Annotated in this window: 19 protein-coding genes, 1 tRNA gene and 1 riboswitch; of the genes, 9 read left to right on the top strand and 11 right to left on the bottom strand. The window is 71.7% G+C overall.

The window, feature by feature from the left end; genetic code table 11:
• The first annotated feature begins 9 nt into the window (after positions 1-9).
• Positions 10-1,473 carry a DUF6716 putative glycosyltransferase gene (locus AAEP80_RS08630; RefSeq protein WP_420366718.1) on the top strand — a complete coding sequence of 488 codons (1,464 nt, stop codon included), beginning with the start codon at positions 10-12 and terminating at the stop codon, positions 1,471-1,473.
• On the opposite strand, the gene AAEP80_RS08625 is transcribed toward AAEP80_RS08630, so the two are convergent.
• Both AAEP80_RS08625 and AAEP80_RS08620 read right to left on the bottom strand, forming a co-directional pair.
• Positions 1,414-1,677: a thioredoxin gene (locus AAEP80_RS08625; protein ID WP_420366717.1), complete on the bottom strand. Its 264-nt coding sequence runs from the start codon at positions 1,675-1,677 to the stop codon at positions 1,414-1,416. The genes AAEP80_RS08630 and AAEP80_RS08625 overlap by 60 nt on opposite strands.
• A 29-nt stretch (positions 1,678-1,706) precedes the next feature.
• Positions 1,707-1,997: a hypothetical protein gene (locus AAEP80_RS08620; RefSeq protein WP_281267309.1), complete on the bottom strand. Its 291-nt coding sequence runs from the start codon at positions 1,995-1,997 to the stop codon at positions 1,707-1,709.
• Between the two features lie 61 nt (positions 1,998-2,058).
• On the opposite strand from AAEP80_RS08620, the gene AAEP80_RS08615 reads away from it, so the two are divergent.
• The 5 genes from AAEP80_RS08615 (at position 2,059) to AAEP80_RS08595 (ending at position 5,336) form a co-directional block, all read left to right on the top strand.
• Positions 2,059-2,505 (top strand): MarR family winged helix-turn-helix transcriptional regulator, encoded by a 447-nt coding sequence (locus tag AAEP80_RS08615; RefSeq protein WP_420366716.1) that lies wholly within the window; start codon positions 2,059-2,061, stop codon positions 2,503-2,505.
• The gene (locus tag AAEP80_RS08610) at positions 2,502-3,740 is read left to right on the top strand and encodes an MFS transporter (protein ID WP_420366715.1); all 1,239 of its coding nucleotides are present in this window, start codon (positions 2,502-2,504) and stop codon (positions 3,738-3,740) included. Before AAEP80_RS08615 ends, AAEP80_RS08610 begins: the two co-directional genes overlap by 4 nt.
• 390 nt (positions 3,741-4,130) lie before the next feature.
• Positions 4,131-4,769: an oligoribonuclease gene (gene orn / locus AAEP80_RS08605; protein ID WP_420366714.1), complete on the top strand. Its 639-nt coding sequence runs from the start codon at positions 4,131-4,133 to the stop codon at positions 4,767-4,769.
• 64 nt (positions 4,770-4,833) lie between these two features.
• A tRNA-His gene (locus AAEP80_RS08600) sits at positions 4,834-4,906 on the top strand.
• Between the two features lie 85 nt (positions 4,907-4,991).
• Positions 4,992-5,336 (top strand): metallopeptidase family protein, encoded by a 345-nt coding sequence (locus AAEP80_RS08595; RefSeq protein WP_402729350.1) that lies wholly within the window; start codon positions 4,992-4,994, stop codon positions 5,334-5,336.
• Between the two features lie 65 nt (positions 5,337-5,401).
• On the opposite strand, the gene AAEP80_RS08590 is transcribed toward AAEP80_RS08595, so the two are convergent.
• The 5 genes from AAEP80_RS08590 to AAEP80_RS08570 all read right to left on the bottom strand — a co-directional run bounded on the left by AAEP80_RS08590 (position 5,402) and on the right by AAEP80_RS08570 (position 9,744).
• Positions 5,402-6,025: an ATP-binding protein gene (locus AAEP80_RS08590; protein ID WP_420366713.1), complete on the bottom strand. Its 624-nt coding sequence runs from the start codon at positions 6,023-6,025 to the stop codon at positions 5,402-5,404.
• Positions 6,018-6,824 (bottom strand): energy-coupling factor transporter transmembrane component T family protein, encoded by an 807-nt coding sequence (locus AAEP80_RS08585; protein ID WP_420366712.1) that lies wholly within the window; start codon positions 6,822-6,824, stop codon positions 6,018-6,020. Before AAEP80_RS08585 ends, AAEP80_RS08590 begins: the two co-directional genes overlap by 8 nt.
• Positions 6,821-8,617: an ABC transporter ATP-binding protein gene (locus tag AAEP80_RS08580; protein WP_420366711.1), complete on the bottom strand. Its 1,797-nt coding sequence runs from the start codon at positions 8,615-8,617 to the stop codon at positions 6,821-6,823. Before AAEP80_RS08580 ends, AAEP80_RS08585 begins: the two co-directional genes overlap by 4 nt.
• Complete coding sequence (locus AAEP80_RS08575) at positions 8,614-9,288, bottom strand: ECF transporter S component (RefSeq protein WP_420366710.1); 675 nt, start codon at positions 9,286-9,288, stop codon at positions 8,614-8,616. Before AAEP80_RS08575 ends, AAEP80_RS08580 begins: the two co-directional genes overlap by 4 nt.
• Positions 9,284-9,395, bottom strand: a riboswitch (TPP riboswitch). Its footprint overlaps the gene before it by 5 nt.
• A gap of 25 nt (positions 9,396-9,420) precedes the next feature.
• The gene (locus AAEP80_RS08570) at positions 9,421-9,744 is read right to left on the bottom strand and encodes a hypothetical protein (RefSeq protein ID WP_402729172.1); all 324 of its coding nucleotides are present in this window, start codon (positions 9,742-9,744) and stop codon (positions 9,421-9,423) included.
• A gap of 114 nt (positions 9,745-9,858) precedes the next feature.
• Here AAEP80_RS08570 and glgX point away from each other — a divergent pair, with 114 nt between their 5' ends.
• From glgX to treZ, 3 genes are read left to right on the top strand one after another with little or no spacing between them, the layout of a single operon-like run.
• Positions 9,859-12,093 (top strand): glycogen debranching protein GlgX, encoded by a 2,235-nt coding sequence (gene glgX / locus AAEP80_RS08565; protein WP_420366709.1) that lies wholly within the window; start codon positions 9,859-9,861, stop codon positions 12,091-12,093.
• The gene (gene treY / locus AAEP80_RS08560; RefSeq protein ID WP_420366708.1) at positions 12,090-14,582 is read left to right on the top strand and encodes a malto-oligosyltrehalose synthase; all 2,493 of its coding nucleotides are present in this window, start codon (positions 12,090-12,092) and stop codon (positions 14,580-14,582) included. Before glgX ends, treY begins: the two co-directional genes overlap by 4 nt.
• The gene (treZ, locus tag AAEP80_RS08555; RefSeq protein ID WP_420366707.1) at positions 14,579-16,333 is read left to right on the top strand and encodes a malto-oligosyltrehalose trehalohydrolase; all 1,755 of its coding nucleotides are present in this window, start codon (positions 14,579-14,581) and stop codon (positions 16,331-16,333) included. Before treY ends, treZ begins: the two co-directional genes overlap by 4 nt.
• Positions 16,334-16,465: 132 nt before the next feature.
• Here the strand turns inward: treZ and AAEP80_RS08550 are convergent, their stop codons facing one another.
• The 4 genes from AAEP80_RS08550 to AAEP80_RS08535 all read right to left on the bottom strand — a co-directional run bounded on the left by AAEP80_RS08550 (position 16,466) and on the right by AAEP80_RS08535 (position 20,081).
• On the bottom strand, positions 16,466-17,260 hold the full coding sequence (locus AAEP80_RS08550) for a polyprenol monophosphomannose synthase (protein WP_420366706.1): 795 nt from the start codon (positions 17,258-17,260) through the stop codon (positions 16,466-16,468).
• A gap of 46 nt (positions 17,261-17,306) precedes the next feature.
• Positions 17,307-18,008: a class F sortase gene (locus tag AAEP80_RS08545; protein WP_420366705.1), complete on the bottom strand. Its 702-nt coding sequence runs from the start codon at positions 18,006-18,008 to the stop codon at positions 17,307-17,309.
• A complete protein-coding gene (locus AAEP80_RS08540) occupies positions 18,005-19,162 on the bottom strand; it encodes a glycosyl hydrolase family 8 (RefSeq protein ID WP_420366704.1) in 1,158 nt (385 codons plus the stop codon). Before AAEP80_RS08540 ends, AAEP80_RS08545 begins: the two co-directional genes overlap by 4 nt.
• Before the next feature lie 94 nt (positions 19,163-19,256).
• Positions 19,257-20,081: a DUF4397 domain-containing protein gene (locus tag AAEP80_RS08535; RefSeq protein WP_420366703.1), complete on the bottom strand. Its 825-nt coding sequence runs from the start codon at positions 20,079-20,081 to the stop codon at positions 19,257-19,259.
• Positions 20,082-20,251: the final 170 nt, after the last annotated feature.

Here is a 20,251-nt window from a genome sequence, read left to right as displayed (position 1 = left end):
TCGAGCGTCGTGCGCGGGTCAGGAGACACGGCCGGGAGGCACGTGGTCGGGATCGTGGACACCGACTCGTTCGCGAAGTGGGGCAGCCACCTGCTCGCGGCGGCTCCCGAGAACTGGTCGCTCGAGCTCCTCGTGGTGGACACCCCGCGGACCGCGAGCCCGGCACAGCTCCGTTCGGCGTTCCGTGGACTGGACGGCCGGTTGGCCCACCTGACATCGGCTCCCCCGGCACCCCTGGACGTCGACGCCGTCGTCGACCACGTCCGGCTTTCCGAGCCCGACGCGGTCCTGGTCTCGGTGATCGGCCCGGTCGCGGAACTCCTCGTCGACGAGGTCCACCGTGCGGTCCCCCGGCGCCCCGTCCTGCTGACCGGGCTCCCGGGCATCTCCTTCCCCGCGAAGTGGAAGGGCGTGTTCTCCCGAGCCCGCGCCGACCTGTTCGTGCTGCACAGCCACCGCGAGGTCCGCGAGTACGACGCCCTCGCGACGGAGAACGGTGTCGAGCCGCACTTCGCCCTGGCCACCCTGCCCTTCGCCCGCACCGGAGTCGTGGCACGTCGGACCGTGGCACCGGACTCCGTCGTGTTCGCCGCACAGCCGAGCGTCCCCGCCACCCGTGAGGAACGGGAGCAGGTCGTCCAGTGGCTCGCGGAGACCGCCCGCCAGCACCCGGAGTGGCGCGTCGTGGTGAAGACCCGAGCGGTCGCCGGCGAAGAGCAGACGCACCGCGAGGCCTTCCCGTACGCGGACCTGCTGCCACCGGACGCCCCGACGAACCTCGTGGTCGAGGCCGGTCCGATGGCCGCGCACCTCGACCGGGCCGTGGCGCTCGTGACGATCAGCTCCACCGCCGTGCTCGAGGCGGCAGCACGGGGCATCCCGGCGCTCACCCTGACCGACTTCGGCGTCTCCCGGCCGTTGATCAACGAGGTGTTCGTCGACAGCGGCCTCGAGGGTGACGCGGGCGACCTCGTCGACGGTCGGTTCGGCACGATCCGTCCGGCGTGGATGACGGACAACTACTTCCACCCGGCGACGGACGACGACTGGGCGATCCGGGCCGAGGCGTTGATGCAGCGCCGGGACGCCGGCACCCTGCCGGACCGGCCGAGTGCCCGACGCAGTCGCGGTGGGGCGCTCCGCCGTGCCTGGGAGCGGAAGAACGCCCTCGGCAGCGCGGACCGGTCGGCGATCGGCACGGCGGCGCTCGTCGTCGGCGTGCCGATCAGGAGCGCGAAACGCGCCGCGCGTCGCGCGCTGCGTGTTGTCCGTCCGCCGGAGCCGACGGTCGTCGGGGCACCGCGCTCCCAGCGGACGCAGGCCGAAGAGACGACCCGACCACGGATGTCCGAGGTGACCCCGTCCGAGAGCCCGGCGGCGTCCGCGAGCCGAGCCGAGCCTCCAGTCCGGGTGTCAGGCGACCGCCTTGGCGACCGCGACCAGCAGCTGGTCCCTGGAGGGGACCCCGGGTGAACGGAAGACCTCGGCTCCGTCCGGGCCCCGCACGATGATCGTCGGGGTCGAACGGATGCCGAGGTCCTCAGCGTCGTCGGGGTGTGCAGCCACGTCGCGCTCGGTCACCGTCAGCCCGGGGACCAGCCGTGCCGCGTCGGCGGCCAACCGGCGGGCGGCGGCGCACGGTGCGCAGAAGGCTGAGGTCCAGAGATCGAGCTGCATGTGATCGTGCAACGTCGCAGCGGGTCGGACTACTCCCGGTCGAACTCGCCGCTGCGGTCGCCGCGGTCGGCGAGGTCGTCAACGGGGTCGGACTCGCCCGGCTCGTAGGTGTAGTCGACGGAGATCTGGTCGAGGACGTGGCGGGAGCCGGTCGCCCGGTAGGTGAAGGCCGTCTGGAGGCCCTCGACGTCCGCGTAGACCGTCACTTCGTCGTCCACCGAGCCGCTCGTCGCGGTGCGGGTGTCCGTGGTCCCGTCGAAGGGGCCCTGGTGGAAGATCGCGGTGTACTCGCTGCCTTCGTCGATGGTGATGTCGCTCATCCATCACTTCTACCAGGGCACCCCTGTTGCAAGATGCATAGCAACGCTATATAGTTCAGCTATGGAAACAACGCGCGAGCAGACGATCGAGACGCTCCTCGTCTCGGTCAACCGCCTGATCCGCGTCGCCGCCCAGGCCGCCGGCAGCACCACGTCGTCGGCCGTCTGGCGCACGCTGGGCATCCTCGAGTCCGACCAGCCGCTCCGGCTCGGCGAACTCGCGAAGCTGTCCCGCGTCTCCCAACCCACGATGACCCGACTCGTCGCCGGCATGCTCGCCGACGGCCTGATCTCGCGGACCGTCGACCCCGACGACTCCCGCGGGCAGCTCATCGAGATCACGACCATGGGTCGCGTCCGTCTCGCCGACTGGCGCACGACGCTCACCCGGACGGTCGGGCCGATGTTCGCCGATCTCGACGACGACCAGTGGGACATCCTGCACGAGGCATCGGCCCTCATCGCATCGGCCCTCGCTACGGGGACCAGAACGGAGATCACCGCGTGAACGCGCACGCACCGGCGTCGTCCGGCAGCATCCTCAAACAGTCCAAGGCGGTCTGGGCGATCGCCTTCGCCTGTGTCGTCGCCTTCATGGGCATCGGCCTGGTGGACCCGATCCTCCCCGCCATCGCATCGTCGCTCAAGGCGACCCCCGCGCAGACCGAGCTGCTCTTCACGAGCTACCTCGCGGTCACCGGCGTCGCGATGTTCTTCACCAGCTGGGTCTCCAGCCGGATCGGCGCCAAGCGCACCCTGATGATCGGGCTCGCCCTCATCGTGGTGTTCTCGGTGCTCGCAGCCGTGTCGAACAACGTGTGGACGATCATCGACTTCCGTGCGGGATGGGGGCTCGGCAACGCACTGTTCATCTCGACCGCGCTCGCGACCATCGTCGGAGCGGCATCGGGTGGCACGGCGTCCGCGATCATCCTGTACGAAGCCGCGCTCGGCCTCGGCATCGCGATCGGCCCGCTCGTCGGTGGGCTCCTCGGCTCGGTGAGCTGGCGCGGCCCGTTCTTCGGCGTCACCACGCTGATGGCGATCGCCTTCATCGCCGTGGCCGTGATGCTGAAGTCCTCCGGGCTCGAGAAGCCCGTCCCGACGAAGCTCTCCGCACCCTTCCGTGCCCTGGGTCGTCCGGCGCTGGCAGCACTCGCCGCGACCGCACTGTTCTACAACATCGGCTTCTTCGTCCTGCTCGCCTACACGCCGTTCCCGCTCGGGTTCGGGGCGCTCGGCATCGGGTTCACGTTCTTCGGCTGGGGCGTCGGTCTGGCGATCACCTCGGTGTGGGTCGCCCCGATGCTCACCGCCCGCCTCCGTCGGACGACGGTGCTGCGGATCGCCCTGCCGCTGCTCGCGCTCGACCTCTTCGCGGCGGCTATCGTCGTGCGGTCGCAGGTCGGGCTCATCATCTGCGTCGTCATCGGCGGGCTCGTGCTGGGCGTGCTCAACACCGTCCTCACCGAGTGCGTGATGGAGGCCACCGATCTCCCCCGTTCGGTCGCCTCGAGTGCGTACTCCGCGGTGCGCTTCATCGGTGGTGCGATCGCCCCGCCCGTCGCGACGCTGCTCGCCGACGCGTACTCGCCGTCCGCCGCGTACGTCTTCGCGGGGACGTCGGTGGCCGTCGCGTTCGTGATCACCCTGGTCACCGCTCGGGTGCTGCGGCGGGTCGACGACGGTGCCGAGCCGGAGCCCGTCGAGGCCGAGGCCATCGCCGCGGGCGAGATGGCGTAGGGCGCGGGCCGGGCGGGGCCTGGCCGCGCGTCGGGGTCGGGCGCTGCGGCGGGGCCACTCCAGGTGCGCCCGCTCCGTCGAGCGGGCGAAATACCCGGGTCCGCCTCGGCGGTCGCCCGGGTATTTCGCCCGCTCGCGCAGGCGCCGGCCGAGCCCGGTGCGCGCGCTCCGTCGAACGGGCGAAATACCTCGGCCCGTCACGGCGGCCGCCCGGGTATTTCGCCCGCTCGGCGTTCCGGGGCGCCTGCGGCGGGCGGGGCGGCGTGGGCGGCGGATGAGCGTGCAGTGGACGCGACCGCCTGGAGGCGCGGCGGGCGCCCGGAGGACCGGCACCGGGCCTCCAGACCGTCCCGTCCAGGGCACCGCGGTGCCGGGAATAGGATCGAGGGCATGGCAACCGCGAATGACCGCCTCGTCTGGATCGACTGCGAGATGACGGGCCTCGATCTCGAGGTCGACGAACTCGTCGAGGTGGCCGTGGTCATCACCGACTTCGACCTGAACCCCGTGCACCCCGGCTTCGACATCGTGATCAAGCCGGACCAGTCCGCGCTCGACAACATGAACGAGTTCGTGACGAACATGCACACCACGTCCGGCCTCATCGAGGAGATCCCGAACGGCGTCTCCCTGGCGGACGCCGAGTACCAGGTGCTCGAGTACATCCTCGCCCAAGTCCCCGCCGAGGGCACCGCTCCCCTGGCCGGCAACACCATCGGCACCGACCGCTCGTTCCTGTCGAAGTACATGCCCCGCGTCGACGGGCACCTGCACTACCGGAGCGTCGACGTGTCGAGCATCAAGGAACTCTGCCGCCGCTGGTTCCCGCGCGTGTACTTCAACGCCCCGGAGAAGCACGGCGGACACCGGGCCCTCGCGGACATCCTCGAGTCGATCCGCGAGCTCGAGTACTACCGTCGCGCGGGCTTCGTCGCCGAGCCCGGCCCGAGCACGGACGACGTCCGGGCCGTCGCGGCGGAGGTCGTCGCCGCATGGGAGCCCCGGCTCGCCCCACAGCCCGCCGAGTAGTGTCCCGCGGGGCCGCTCGCATGTACTACTATTGAGTGGTTGCCCGGCCTGACCGGTGCACATGGTGGGTATAGCTCAGCTGGTAGAGCGCTTGGTTGTGGTCCAGGAGGTCGCGGGTTCGAGCCCCGTTACTCACCCCGAACAAATCGAAGGCCCCGCTGTCAGCGGGGCCTTCGTCGTTCCCGCGTGCGTCCAGGTGGCTGTGCCACGATCGGGCCCGTGATGGAGATGTCCGCCGAGGCCTTCGAGGCACTCGTGACCGACGAACTCGACCTGCTGCCCGACGAGATGGTCGACGGCCTCGACAACGTCGTGTTCGTCGTGGAGGACGAGCCCGAGGACGGCTCAGAGCTCTTCGGCATCTACGACGGCGTCGCACAGACCGAACGCGGGCAGTACGGCTTCGGTGAACTCCCCGACCGCATCGTGGTGTTCCGGAAGCAGCACCTCGCCGAGTGCGACACGATCGAGGAACTCCGGGACGAGGTCCACACCACGCTCGTCCACGAGATCGGCCACTGGTACGGCATCGACGACGAGCGCCTCCACGAACTCGGCTGGGCGTAGCGAGCCACCAGCCGCGAGTCTCCGGCCGCGAGCCCCGCGAGCCACCAGCCGCGAGTCGCCGGCCCTCAGGACCGCAGGACGACGTCCGCCAGTGCGACGGGGTCCTCCGACGCGATGAACGCGTCCTCCTGCCGCGCCCACCGCTCCCACTCCGCCGCGAACACGTCCCCGTCCCGGTCGAGTGCCCGCCGCTTCCGGACGTCGTCGTCCGCGTCCATCCAGACCCGCAACGTCGCGAGTGGCGCCGAAGCTCGGGACAGCGAACCACAGCCCTCGATGACGAGCGGCGCCGTGGGGTCGAGCGACACCCAGCCGGCCGGTGCAGAGCGGGCCCAGTCCCACCGCCGGTAGCCGGATGCCTCGCCGAGGACCTGCGTCACGACGGCCGACGACGCGGCACGGAGTCCGTTCCACCCCGGGTAGACGTCGTCGAGGTGGACCACCCGCCACCCGAGCGACTCCCCGAGTGCGTTCCCCAGCGTGGTCTTCCCGGTCCCGGAGCGCCCGTCGACCAGGACGACGGACCGTCGGCCGGACGTCTGAGGAGCCGACCGTGCGCGGTCGGCGAGGGACGCGACGGAGGCGAGCCGAGCCTCCAGGCCGGGGACGGAAGCACCGGAGCCGGAAGCACCGGAAACGGACGCACCGGAAACGGACGCACCGGCTGCACCACGCGCCCCCTCAGACACGCCACGTCCCCACGGCCACCGACACCGCGATCGAGACCAGCCCGATCCCGACCAGCACGGCGACCATCGCCCACTCCCGCGCCCCGAAGCGGGCCGGCCGGGCCCAGGTGCGCCTCCCGGGCGCACCGAAGCCGCGCGACTCCATCGCCACCGCGAGCGTCGTCGCCCGACGGAGCGCGAGCACGAGCAGCGCGAACGCCATCGACGCGCCACGCCGGATCCGTCCGGTGTCAGCGAGCCCGCGAGCACGTCTCGCCATCGCGAGCTGCCGCCAGTCGTCGCCGAGCAGGGTCATCATCCGGATGGCCGCGAGCGCTCCGAGCACGAACCTCGCGGGCAGCCGCAGGATCTGCGCGAGCCCGTCCGCCAGGTCCGTGGGGTCCATCCTGATGAACAACACGATGCTCGGCAGACCGACCGCGAGCACGCGCAGCATCGTCGCCACGGCGAGCACGAGCGACCCGTCGGTGACGTGGGCGAAGCCGAGGTCGAACCACTCCCGGCCGGAGGCCCTCCCGTACAACGCGATGCTCACGCCCGTCAGCGGCACGGCGACCAGCACGGGCGAGGTCCGGAGCAGCAGGGTCCTGACCGGGATCCGCAGGAGCGGGAGGAGGGCGAGCTCCAGTCCGAGGGCGACCGCCGCCGACACGACGTCGAGGCTCAGCACGAGGCAGATCCCGAGTCCGATGACACCGAGGAGCGCGGCCACCGGCTGGACCGCGCGGATGCCACGTTCCGAGCGGACGGGAGGCTCAGATCGCCACGACCGGGCGGGCTGCGTCGTCGAGGTGGTCACGTCGTGACCGCCGTGGGCGCGTTCGTCGCGCTCGTGGGCGCGGCTGCGCGCGTCTCTGCTGCGGGTGCGCGCGTCTCGGCTGCGGGTGTCGCGCCCGTCGCGCTGAGGACCACCTCGTCGGCGTCGAGTGCGCGAACCAGGTCCCGGTCGTGCGTCACGGCGACCACCGCGGTCCCGGCGTCCGCGAGCGCTCCGAGCCGGTCGACCACGGCCTGCCACGTCGCACGGTCCTGCCCCGAGGTCGGTTCGTCGAGCACGACGACCGGAGGCCGCGTGGCCACGACGGTGGCGATCGCGAGACGTCGCTGTTCGCCGCCGGAGAGCGTGAACGGGTTGGCGTCCGCGAGGTGCGCCAGGCCGAAGGCGTCGAGCAGCTCACCCACACGCTCCGCGGTGTCCGGGATGCCGAGGGCACGCGGGCCGGCGGCGACCTCCTCGCGGACCGTGCGGGCCACGAACTGGTGCTCCGGGTCCTGGAAGACCGTGCCGATCCGGACGGCGAGCTCGCGGCTGGACCATGCGTGCGGGGCGGCGCCGACGTCGCCTGCGAGCGTCGTCGTGGCCCGCAGCGTGCCGTCGGCGGGGCGGAGGAGTCCTGCGAGGGTGAGCCCGAGCGTCGACTTGCCGATGCCGTTCGGTCCTGTGATCGCAATGACCCGGCCCGCCCGGACGTCGAGGTCGATGCCGCTCCCCACGCGCTGGCGCCTGCCTCGTGCGGTCCCGAGCCCCTCCGCCACGAGGAGGCTCTGCTCCGCCGCGCGCTCCGCCGCGTGCTCCGCAGCGCGCTCCGTCGTGCGCCCCGCCGCGTGCTCCGCCGCGCGCCCGCCCTCGTCGAGCGGGCGGAATACCGGGGTGGGTTCCGCACTCGACCCGGGTATTTCGCCCGCTCGTGGGGACGTGCGAGTCCCCGCTCCGTCGAGCGGGCGGAATGCCAGGGTGCTCCCCGGGACGGACCCGGGTATTTCGCCCGCTCGTGGGGGCGTGCGGCGGGGCGGGCGGGCGGAGCCGCGCTCGGGCTCGGCCCCGGGGACCCACACGCCGGCAGCGGTCAGGGCATCGCCGTGGGACCGCAGGACGTCAGCGGGCGTGCCGTCGGCGATCACGCCACCCCCTGGCTCGAGCAACACGAGCCGGTCGACCAGGTCGAGCCACGTGCCGATCCGGTGCTCCACGACGAGCATCGTCGCGCCGGTCTCGTCGAGCAGTGCCCGGACGGCGTCGTGCACCTGTCGGACACCGGACGGGTCGAGGTTCGCACAGGGTTCGTCGAGCACGAGTGCTCCCGGGCGCATCGCGAGCACCCCGGCGAGCGCCAACCGCTGCCGCTGCCCACCCGACAGCATCGTCGTCGACCGGTCGAGCGCCAGGTCGAGGCCGACGACGTCGAGCGCCGACCGGACCCGCTCCCAGGTCTCGCCCCGAGGGACGCTGGTGTTCTCGCACCCGAACGCGACGTCGTCCCCGACGCGGGACATCACGGTGTGCGCCTCCGGATCCTGCATGACGAGCCCGACCCGTCCGCGGACGGCCCCCGGTGTCACACCGTCGACCAGCACGCTGCCCTCCGTGGCCGCCGCGGAGTCGTCGTCCGGGTCCGGCTCGTCGGGCAGCACGGCCGCGACGGCACGCAGGAGCGTCGACTTGCCCGCACCGGAGGCACCGACGACCGCGACACGTTCGCCGGGCTCGACGACGAGGTCGACCCCGCGGACCGCCCAGTCGTCCCGCTCGGCGTACCGCCAGCCCCAGTCGCGGAACTCGATCCGGGCCGGCTGCGCGCCCGGCACGGTCACGCCGCCGTGGTGGGGCGGGAGCGCCGCTTCGTGTGCTCGCGGCCGGCGGCGAACGACGACAGCACGCCGGTGCGGGCGAGTGCGCGGACGATCAGCCACGAACCCGCGCCCGCGATGACCGCGCCGGAGATCGTCCCGCACACGATGTAGACGGTCTTGAACGCGGCGTCGAGGCCCGGGTACCAGAGGATCGTGTCGTTGATCCCCATCGCCAGTCCGGCGGCGGCACCCGCGAGGACGACCACCGGCAGCCGGTAGACGCGGTACAGGAACAGCGCGAGCACGAGCTCCGCGCCGAGGCCCTGCACGAGTCCGGCCTCGAGCGTGCTCCATCCCCACTGCGTGCCGAAGAGCGCCTCGACGCTGGCGGCGACGATCTCGGCGAAGAGCGCAGCACCCGGCTTCCGCACGATGATCGCGACGATCGGGCCGGCGAGCAGCCACACGCCACCGAAGAGCGCCTGCGTTCCGGGCAGCAGGAGTGCCACAGCGGCGGAGAGCGGCTCGTAGCCGAACTCCCAGAGCTTGAACACGACACCGACGGCCACGGCGAGGACGCTCGCGACGACGATGTCGACGACCCGCCAGCGCAGCGAGCGCCGCGGGGTCGGCGTCGACGGAGCCGCCGCGGTGGCAGCGGTACGGACGGTGGACGGCGTGCGCGAAGGCATCAGCTGGTACTCCTCCCTGCGCCGGCATGACCCGGATCAGGTTCGACGGTCGGAGCGCCACTCGCTCCCTCTCAGCCCGGCGATCCCGGACTCCCGTGTGTGTCCCAGCAGTGTACCGCTGCGCGGCGCGCGTTACTTCTTGAGGACGCGGATCAGCTTGCGGAGCACGGTGCCCGTCACCCACACCAGCGGGATGCTCACGGCGACGAGCGCGATCAGGTTCGGCTCGAACTCCAGGTCCTTGCCCGGTCGACGGACGTACGCGCCGATCGGCACGGCCGCGCCGCCACCGCCTCCGCCGCCGTTGTCGTCGCCGTCCCCGCCGCCCCCGAAGCCGAACCACCCGAGCGACACCGGGATGAGGGTCTGGTCGCCGACCTCCACCGGGTCTCCGTAGTTCGTGGAGACGCCGATCGGGCGCACCTTGTCTGCGATCTGCGTGACGATGTTGGCCATGTCGGTGAGGCTACTCCGCTGTGGACGGGCGCCGTTCTTCCACAGGAGTGCTCGTCGAGCGGACAGCACAGGGAGGCGTGGATACGTTTGGCGAGACCCACCACTGGAGGACCCTTGCACACCTGGCCCGGCAACCCCTACCCGCTCGGCGCGACCTACGACGGGAGCGGCACGAACTTCGCCCTCTTCAGCGAGGTCGCCGAGCGCGTCGAGCTCTGTCTGTTCGACGAGGACGGCACCGAGACCTGCGTCCCCCTCGTCGAGGTGGACGCCTACGTCTGGCACGCGTACCTGCCCAATGTCGGCCCCGGGCAGCTGTACGGCTTCCGGGTGCACGGCCCGTACGACCCCGAGAACGGCGCGCGGTGCAACCCGGCGAAGCTGCTGCTCGACCCGTACGCCAAGGCCACGAGCGGGGACATCGACTGGGACCAGTCGTTGTTCTCGTACACGTTCGGCGACCCGGACTCCACGAACGACGAGGACTCGGCCGCGCACATGGTCAAGGGCGTGGTGATCAACCCCTTCTTCGACTGGCAGGGCGACCGCGCACCACGGACCCCGTACGGCGAGACGGTCATCTACGAGGCGCACGTGAAGGGCCTCACCGAGACCCACCCGGACGTCCCCGAAGAGCAGCGGGGCACGTACGCCGGTGTCTCGCACCCGGCGGTCATCGAGCACCTCAAGCGCCTCGGCATCACGACGCTCGAGCTCATGCCCGTGCACCAGTTCGTCAACGACTCGACGCTGCAGGACAAGGGGCTGTCGAACTACTGGGGGTACAACACCATCGGGTTCTTCGCCCCCCACTCGCACTACTCGTCCTCCGGCGACGAGGGCCAGCAGGTGCAGGAGTTCAAGACCATGGTGCGCGAGCTGCACCGTGCAGGCATCGAGGTCGTCCTCGACGTCGTCTACAACCACACCGCCGAGGGGAACCACCTCGGCCCGACGCTGTCGTTCCGCGGGATCGACAACGCCGCCTACTACCGCTTGATGGACGACGACAAGCGCTACTACATGGACTACACGGGCACCGGGAACTCGCTGAACGTCGGGCACCCGCACTCGCTGCAGCTCATCATGGACTCGCTGCGGTACTGGGTGACCGAGATGCACGTGGACGGCTTCCGCTTCGACCTCGCGTCGGCGCTGGCCCGTGAGTTCTACGAGGTCGACCGGCTGTCGGCCTTCTTCGAACTCGTCCAGCAGGACCCGATCGTGTCGCAGGTGAAGCTCATCGCCGAGCCGTGGGACGTCGGCCCCGGCGGCTACCAGGTGGGCAACTTCCCGCCGCAGTGGTCGGAGTGGAACGGCAAGTACCGCGACACCGTGCGGGACTTCTGGCGTGGCGAGTCGTCGACCCTCGGCGAGTTCGCGTCGCGCATCTCCGGTTCTGCGGACCTCTACGAGCACGACGGCCGCACGCCGAAGGCCAGCATCAACTTCATCACCGCGCACGACGGCTTCACGCTGTACGACCTCGTCGCCTACAACGAGAAGCACAACGACGCGAACGGCGAGGACAACAACGACGGCGAGAGCCACAACCGGTCCTGGAACTCCGGCGTCGAGGGTCCGACGGACGACGAGTCCGTGAACGCCCTGCGGCTGCAGCGTCGACGGAACTTCCTCGCGACGCTGCTCCTCAGCCAGGGCGTGCCGATGATCGCGCACGGCGACGAGCTCGGCCGCTCGCAGTCCGGCAACAACAACGTGTACGCGCAGGACTCCGAGCTGAGCTGGATCGACTGGGACACCGCCGACGACGAACTCATCCAGTTCACCGCCGACGTCACGAAGCTCCGGCACGACCACCCCACGTTCCGACGGACGCGGTACTTCAACGGTCGCCCCGTGCGTCGCGGCGAGGGCGAGCCCCTGCCCGACGTCGTTTGGCTCACCCCGGAAGGCGACGCGATGGCGCCGGAGGACTGGGACTCCGGCTTCGGCAAGAGCGTCGGCATGTACCTGAACGGCGAGGGCATCCGCGGTCGCGACGCCCGCGGCGAGCGCGTCACGGACGTGGCCTTCATCACGTACTTCAACGCGCACGACGACACGGTGACGTTCACGCTGCCGCCCGAGGAGTACGCGCCGGGCTGGACGGTCCGCATCGACACCGCCGAACCGGGCGCCCGCGACGAGGTCATCGACGCCGCCACCCCGCTCGACGTCCCGGCCCGATCGATGATCGTGCTCCGCGCCGAGCCCGACCACGAGGTGACGACCACCCCCGTCGACGCCGAAGCCCACCCGGTCACGCCGGCACCGCAGGACGCGGTGACCCCCGCGAACCCCGCAGGGTCCCCCGCGCCGAGCGACACCCAGGGGGGTGCCAAGTGACGACAGAGCGCACCCGCCGCGTCCCCGCCTCGACCTACCGTCTGCAGGTCTCGCCCGACTTCGATCTCGCGTCGGCCACGGCCCTCGTCGACTACGTCCACGACCTCGGCGCGGACTGGCTCTACCTGTCCCCCGTGCTGCAGTCCGAGCCAGGCTCCGCACACGGGTACGACGTCGTCGACCACACCCACGTCGACGAGCAGCGTGGCGGAGACGCGGCGTTCCGGGCGCTCGCCGAAGCGGCACACGCCGCTGGTCTCGGCGTCCTGGTGGACATCGTGCCGAACCACGTCGGCGTCGCAACGCCCGCGGTGAACCCGTGGTGGTGGTCGCTGCTCGAGCTCGGGCAGGACTCCCCCGTCGCCACGGCGTTCGACGTGGACTGGGCAGCCGGAGACGGACGGATCCGCATCCCGGTCCTCGACGACCGCCTGCTCGACGGGGTCACGCTGGACACGAGCGGGAGCACCGCTGGTACCGCCGGACCCGTGCTCCTGGTCGGCTCCACCGCCTACCCGACCGCTCCGGGCACCGTGCACGACGGCGACGACGTGGCGACCGTGCACGCTCGCCAGCACTACGAGTTCGTGCACTGGAAGCGCGCAGACCACGAGCTGAACTACCGCCGGTTCTTCGCGGTGAACACCCTCGCGGCGATCCGCGTCGAGGAACCCGAGGTGTTCGCCGCCTCCCACACGGTCGTCGGTGCGTGGTTCCGGGACGGCCTGGTCGACGGGCTCCGGATCGACCACCCGGACGGGCTGTACGACCCGGCCGGGTACCTGCAGGACCTGCACGACCTCACCGGTGGCGCGTACACCCTCGTGGAGAAGATCCTCGAGCCGGGCGAAGAGCTCCCCGCGAGCTGGCCGGTCGACGGCACCACCGGGTACGACGCGCTCGGCGTCCTCGACCGACTGTTCGTCGACCCCCGCGGTGAAGAACCCCTCTGGGCGACCGTCGCCGACGAGCCGGGTGACTGGCAGGGTCTGACGCACGACACCCGCCGCGGGATCGCCGACGGCATCCTGAACAGCGAGGTGCAGCGTCTCGCCCGCCTGCTCGAGGAAACCGGAGCAGCAGAGACCGAGCGGGTCGTCGATGCGCTCGCCGAGGTCATCGCGTCCTTCGACGTGTACCGCACGTACCTCCCGGAGGGCGCCCACCACCTCATCGACGCCCTCGAGCTCGCGGCGGAGACCCGCCCCGACCTCGCCGAGGTCATCGACCGCATCGCCCCCGCGCTCGTCGACCCGACCCACCCCGCCGCGATCCGCCTGCAGCAGACCAGCGGCATGGTGATGGCGAAGGGCGTCGAGGACACCGCGTTCTACCGGACCGCGAAGCTGAGCTCCCTGAGCGAGGTCGGCGGCGATCCGAGCGTCTTCGCGGTCAGCACCGAGGAGTTCCACGCCGCACAGCGGGAGCGCCTGGCGAGCTGGCCGCACACGATGACGACCCTCACGACGCACGACACGAAGCGCAGCGAGGACACCCGCGCCCGCATCGCCGTGCTCGCAGAACTCGGCGACGAGTGGACCGAGACGTTCCGGAAGCTGCACGCCCTGGCACCGCTCGAGGACGAGGTGTTCGCGAACCTGCTCTGGCAGGCGATCGTCGGTGCCCGTCCGGCCAGCAGGGAGCGTCTGCACGCGTACGCCGAGAAGGCCTCCCGCGAGGCCGGCAACAGCACGACGTGGACCGAGCCGGACGAGGCCTTCGAGGGACGGATGCACGCACTCGTCGACGCCGCCTTCGACGACCCGTCCGTCGTCGCGCTGCTCGACGCGCTCGACGAGCGCATCGACGCGGCCGGCTGGTCGAACGGCCTCGGCACGAAGCTCGTGCAGCTCACCGCCCCCGGCGTCCCCGACGTCTACCAGGGCACGGAGTTCTGGGACCGCTCCCTGGTCGACCCGGACAACCGTCGCGCGGTCGACTACACCGAACGCCGGCACGTCCTCGCGGAACTCGACGGGCCCGACGACGACGGACCCGAGACGCTGCCGGCCATCGGCATCGACGGTGCTGCGAAGCTGCTCGTCACGACCCGCGCGCTGCGCCTCCGCCGCGACCGGCCGGAGCTCTTCACGCGCTACCTGCCGATCGAGGCCACCGGCAGCGCAGCGGACCACGTGGTCGCCTTCGACCGCGGCGGCGCCGTCACCGTCGCCACACGCCTGCCGATCGGCCTGGAACGGGTCGGCGGGTGGGGCGACACCCTGATCCACCCGGCTCCCGTCGACCGCGTGGACCTGCTGACCGGGAGGCTCGTCCCGGCCACCAGGGGGATCGCGCTGTCCGAGCTGCTCACCACCTACCCCGTGGCCCTGCTCGTCCCGGCGGCCGACGTCGACGAGACCGGTCGGGTCGCCGACGCGACCGACGTGGCGGAGACGAGCCGGGCCTCCAGTCCGGTCGTGACGCGCACCGCGCCGGACGAGACCGACGCGCAAGCCGACATCGACATCCTGGAGGGCCACGCATGACCGCACCCGACCGCTACGCCGTCTGGGCGCCCACCCCGGAGCGGGTGCGGCTCGTCGTCGACGGCACCGAGTACCCGCTGCGCCGCGGCGCCGACGACTGGTGGAGCACCGACGAGGTGCTCCCCCACGTCGGTGCCCGCTACGGCTTCCGGATCGACGACGACGACGCGGTCCGCCCCGATCCGCGCAGCCGGTACCAGCCGGAGGGTGTGCACGGTCCGTCGGAGGTCGTCGACCCCGCACGGTTCTCGTGGACGGACGATGCGTGGACCGGACGTCCGGCCCGCGGCGCCGTGATCTACGAGATGCACGTCGGGACCTACACGCCGGAGGGCACGCTCGACGCCGCCGCCGCGAAGCTCGACCACCTCGTCGAGCTCGGCGTGGAGTTCGTCGAGCTGCTGCCCGTCAACGGGGTCAACGGCGAGTGGAACTGGGGGTACGACGGGGTCGCCTGGTACGCCGTGCACGCACCGTACGGTGGACCGGACGCCTACGACCGGTTCGTCGACCGGGCACACGCGCTCGGGCTCGGCGTGATCCAGGACGTCGTGTACAACCACCTCGGACCGAGCGGCAACTACCTGCCGCTCTACGGGCCGTACCTGGTCCAGGGACTCGCGAACACCTGGGGTGACTCGGTCAACGTCGAGCACCCCGAGGTCCGACGGTACGTCCTCGACAACGTGCGGATGTGGTTCCGCGACCACCACGTCGACGGGCTCCGGCTCGACGCGGTGCACGCGATCCGCGACACCACCCGCCCGCACGTGCTGCAGGCCATGGCGTCGGAGACCTCGGCGTTCGGTGCCTTCGTCGGCAAGCCGCTGTCGCTCATCGCCGAGTCGGACCTCAACGACCCGGTCATGTTCCGGGCACAGGAGGCCGGCGGCTACGGGCTCGCCGGGCAGTGGTCCGACGACTTCCACCACGCCGTGCACGTCGCCCTCACCGGGGAGACGAACGGGTACTACGCCGACTTCGCCCCGCTGTCGGCGCTGGCGAAGGTCCTCGACCACGGGTTCTTCCACGACGGCACGTGGTCGTCGTTCCGTGGCAAGCGGCACGGCCGGCCGATCGACCGCGGGACCTCCCCCGCGACGGCGCTCGTGGTGGCGAACCAGAACCACGACCAGATCGGCAACCGGGCAGCGGGCGATCGGCTCGCGGCGACGCTCACCGACGAGGGACTGGTCATCGCGGCGGCGCTGACCCTGCTCGGGCCGTTCACGCCGATGCTCTTCATGGGCGAGGAGTTCGCCGCGACGACGCCGTGGCAGTTCTTCACGTCGCACCCGGAGCCGGAACTCGGCAAGGCCACGGCCGACGGGCGGATCAAGGAGTTCGCGGAGCACGAGTGGGACGAGTCCGCCGTGCCGGATCCGCAGGACCCGCAGACGTTCCAGGACTCGAAGCTGTCGTGGGACGACGTGTCGTCGCCGCGGGGCGCTGCGATCCTCCGGGCCTACCGGGTGCTCGTCGCACTGCGGCGGACCGACGAGGCCTTCGTCGACGACCGCTACGAGGCGAACGCCGTCCGCTTCAGCGAGGACCGGCGGTGGCTCGTGCTCACCCGCGGGTTGCTCGGGCCGACCGTGGCGCCGGTGCACGTCGTGGTGAACTTCCTCGACGACGCGGCGGAGGTGCCCGTTCCCGGCGCGACCGGCGAGGTGCTGTACCAGTTCGGTGCGGCCTCGGTCGCGACGGACTGCGTCCGGTTCACCGGCCGCGGGGTCGTCGTCCTGCGCTGACCGCGGCGCGCGCCCTGCGCCGTCGTTCCGCCGGCGCGCGCCCCGCGCCGTTGTCCCGCGAAAGCGACAGTCTCCCGCCGGAGTCCGGCGGGAGACTGTCGCTATCGCGTGGAGGTCAGGCGGGGAGCCCCGTCAGCGGATGGGGTTCGCGACCGCGTGGGCGTTGCGCCGGACCGAGGGCAGCGGCTTGTGCTCCTTGGCGAGCGCACGCACCTCGCGGAGGCGCCGGTCGATGCCCCACTTCGTGACGAGGGTCAGGCTCTCGCGGACGATGTTCCCGCTCATCTTCGAGACGCCGAACTCGCGCTCGGTGAAGGTGATCGGGGTCTCCACGATCCGCAGACCCGCCTCGAGCGCCCGCCAGCAGAGGTCCACCTGGAAGCAGTACCCCTTCGACGCGATGCCGTCGAGGTCGATGCGCTGCAGTGCCGATCGGGTGAACGCCCGGAAGCCGCCGGTGGCGTCCCGCACCGCGATCCCGAGCGCGAGCCGCGTGTAGAGGTTCCCGCCGCGGGAGAGGAGCTCCCGGTACCAGGGCCAGTTCTCGACCTCGCCGCCCCGGATCCAGCGGGAGCCGAGGACCAGGTCGTTGGTGTCCGCGAGCTCGATGAGCCACGGCAGGTACTCGGGGTGGTGGGAGCCGTCGGCGTCCATCTCGACGAGCTTGTCGTACCCGTGCTCGAGCCCCCAGGCGAAGCCCGAGAGGTACGCGCCACCGAGGCCGTCCTTGACGGTGCGGTGGAGCACGTGGACCCGATCGGTCTCGGTCGCGATGGCATCGGCGATGTCACCGGTGCCGTCCGGGGAGTTGTCGTCGACGACGAGCACGTGCACGGTGTCGTCCGTGGCCGCGAGGGTACGTGCCACGATCGGCCGGACGTTCTCGGCTTCGTCGTAGGTCGGGATGATGACCAGGGTCTCGCTCATGTTGCTCCTCGATGACTGGTGTCCAACATATGGTTCGGCTGCTGAGTCACTGCCCCGACAGTGATGCGAACACGATCAGGTTGTCTGTGTAGTGCCCTGTGGCGGTGTCGAACGTGCCGTCGCAGGTGATGAGCCGGAGGTCAGGAGTGGGCGACGACCCGTAGACGTCGCTCGTGGGGAACGCCGACTTGGCGGCGCGTTCGGTGCGGTCGACGGTGAAGGTGCGGGTGCTGCCGTCGGACATCGTGACGTGGATCTCGTCACCAGCCACGAGCTCGTCGAGTCGGAAGAACACCGCGGCGCTCGTCGGGCTGTCGACGTGCCCGGCGATGACCGCTGGGCCGACCTCCCCGGGGACGATGCCGTCGCTGAACCACCCGGCGTTGTCCCAGCCCTTCGGCGGGTCGAGCTCGCCGGCGGCTCCGCGGTGCAGGTCCTCGAGTGCGGCGTCCACGCCGATCGCGGGGATCGCCACCCGGGTCGGTGTCGCGTCGGAGCGCGCCGCCGGGGCTGCCGGGTCCTGGAAGCCCGCGATGTCCCGGTCGCCAGCGGACGGCGATGCCCCCGGAGCAGCGGCCGAGGACCTCGCAGACGGCGCGGCGTCGTTCCCGGCGGCCACGGCGACCCCGGTCACGACGGCCCCGGCGGCCACGACGACTGCCGCACCCGCCGCGACGGCCACCCACCGTCGACCGAGGCGCGCGCCCAGCGACGTCCCTCGCTCGGCCCGACGCCGCCCGCCGCTCACGAGGAGCTCCCGCCGGCGGTACCGCACCCACCGAGCACGTCGGACGTCAGCATGGTCGCACCGAGCGCCGCCCACGCGTCGCCGTAGTACGTCGGCGTCGTGGCGGCGGTGCGGTCGGCACGCTGCAGATCAGCCGTCGCAGCTCCCGTCGCGCCCGCCGCCTGCTCCGCAGCCGCACGAGCGGCGTACGCCAGCGCGCTGCGGTCCCCCGTCACGGCGGTGCCGCCGAGGTCGAGCTGCGCCGCGAGCTGCGTGGTCCGCCGGAGCGTCGGTGCGATCGACGCCGCGAGGCTGCGGTCCGACGCCGTGCACGCCTCGGCGTACCGCAGCGGCATGCGCATCGCGTCGTAGCCGTACAGCACGCGGGCGTCGCTGCCGGTGGCGGGCATCGGGTCGACGCTGCCGTCGGCGTGCACCTGCGACCAGTCGCTCGGCAGGTCGGTCTTCTCGAGCACCGCTGCCGTCACGGCGCTGGAGCCCTGTTCGAGCTCCGTCCACCGCGCGTCGCCTGTTGCCTTCGCGAGCACCCGGTAGGCAGCGGGCGACGCGTACGAGGCGTCGTACCGGTACGGCTCCGAGTCCGCCCACGGCCCCGGGAGCAGGATCCGCCCGAGGTCGGTCGTCGCTGTCTCGTGGTCGAGCACCGCGCGGGCCATCGTCTTGCCGGCCTTCGTGTACGTCTCGTCCTGCCACTTCGCACCCGCGAGGACGAGGGCACGCGCGGCGTCGAGGTCGGCGTCGCTCGCGGACTGCTCGTCCGCGACGCCGTCCTCCTTCGTCCAGCGCCATGCGAGCAAGGAGTCGTCCGTCAGCATGTGCCGCTTCGTCCACGACCAGATCTCGCCGAAGCGCTGCTCGTCCCCGGCTGCGTACGCGATGAGCAGCCCGTAGGCCTGCCCCTCGCTGACGGTGTCGTTCCCCTGGTCGAGCCGCACGACGCGGCCGTCCTGCACGTACCGGTCCAGGAAGTCGGTGCGGAGCTGCGCGGCCGAGCGGTTCCCGTCCGGCGGGGTCGTCGAGGTCGGGGTCGACGCGCCACCGGCGTCGGGCTCGGAGGCCGACCACGGGTGCACGGCGGCGACGGCGATGCCGCCGGCGACGAGCACCGCGGCCACGCCGACGGCGGTGATGGGGATCCAGTTCCTGCGGGTCATGCCGGCCTGCTTTCTGCTGGTGGGGAGACGGTCTGACTGGAGGCCCGGATCACGTTCGCCGATCGGTGGCGGTGATCAGGGCCTCCCGTGCGGATCAGTGGAACAGTGCGCGGATCGCCGCGACGGCCGCGTGGACCGCGTCCGTGGCGGGGCGGTCGGCGGCGGTGCCGCCGCCACCGGTCTGCACGCCGCCGGTCGGCGTCGCGGCGGTGGCCGCGGCGTCCGTGACGGGGACGACCGTCAGGTCGCCCTTGCTGTCGTCGAGCACGAAGAGCGTCGAGACGGTGTTGCCCGCGAGGTCGATGTCCGCCGAGCCCGTCTGCCCGCCGCCGGACAGGTCGAGGTCCCACTTGCCCGAGTCGACGGTCGCGTACTGCGAGGCCGAGCCGAACGCGGCGTCGGTGGCGATCTTCGTGCCGGTCGAGGTGGTGACGTCGACCTTCTTGGCGGTCGTCGCGGCCTGGACGAGCCGGAGCTTCGACTTGCCGTCACCGGGCTGCTGCAGGTCGTCGGTGAACGCGGCCGTCTTCAGGCTCTTGTTCTTGCCGTAGGCGACGACGGTGCTCGCGTTGCCGCCCTGGACCGTCACGTCGGTGGAGATGACCGGCGTGGAGTCCGGCGCGTCCGATGCACGCATCGAGAGCACGTAGGTGCCGGCCGCGAGCGTCTGGTACTTGCTGACCTGGCCGTAGGTGACGTCGTCGAGCTCGAACACCTTCTTGCCGCCGGAGAGGCTCGACAGTTCGACGTCGACGCCCTTCGTGTCCGGGGAGAGGTGCCCGACGCGCAGCCACCCGGTGTCGGTGGCGGCGCTGGCGGACTGGGGAGCTGCGAGGCCGACGGTCGCGGCGACGAGGGTCGCGGCGAGGGCGCCCACGACGGCCACGCGGCGGCGCTGGATGTGTGCGGAGGTGTGCATGGTGGTGCTCCTTCGGGTCGGATCGTGCTGGTCGTTCCGGGTCAGGGTGTGTCCTCGCGGGCCGCCCCCGGCCGCGAGCGGGCGAAATACCACGGTTGCGCGTGGGGGCGGCCCGGGTATTTCGCCCGCTCGCGCGGCGGGGTCGCGGGGGCGGCGGGGACGAGCGGCGG

Source organism: Curtobacterium sp. L3-7, assembly GCF_048756585.1.
Classification (GTDB): Bacteria; Actinomycetota; Actinomycetes; order Actinomycetales; family Microbacteriaceae; genus Curtobacterium.
This window is presented reverse-complemented; position numbering and strand designations above follow the sequence as displayed.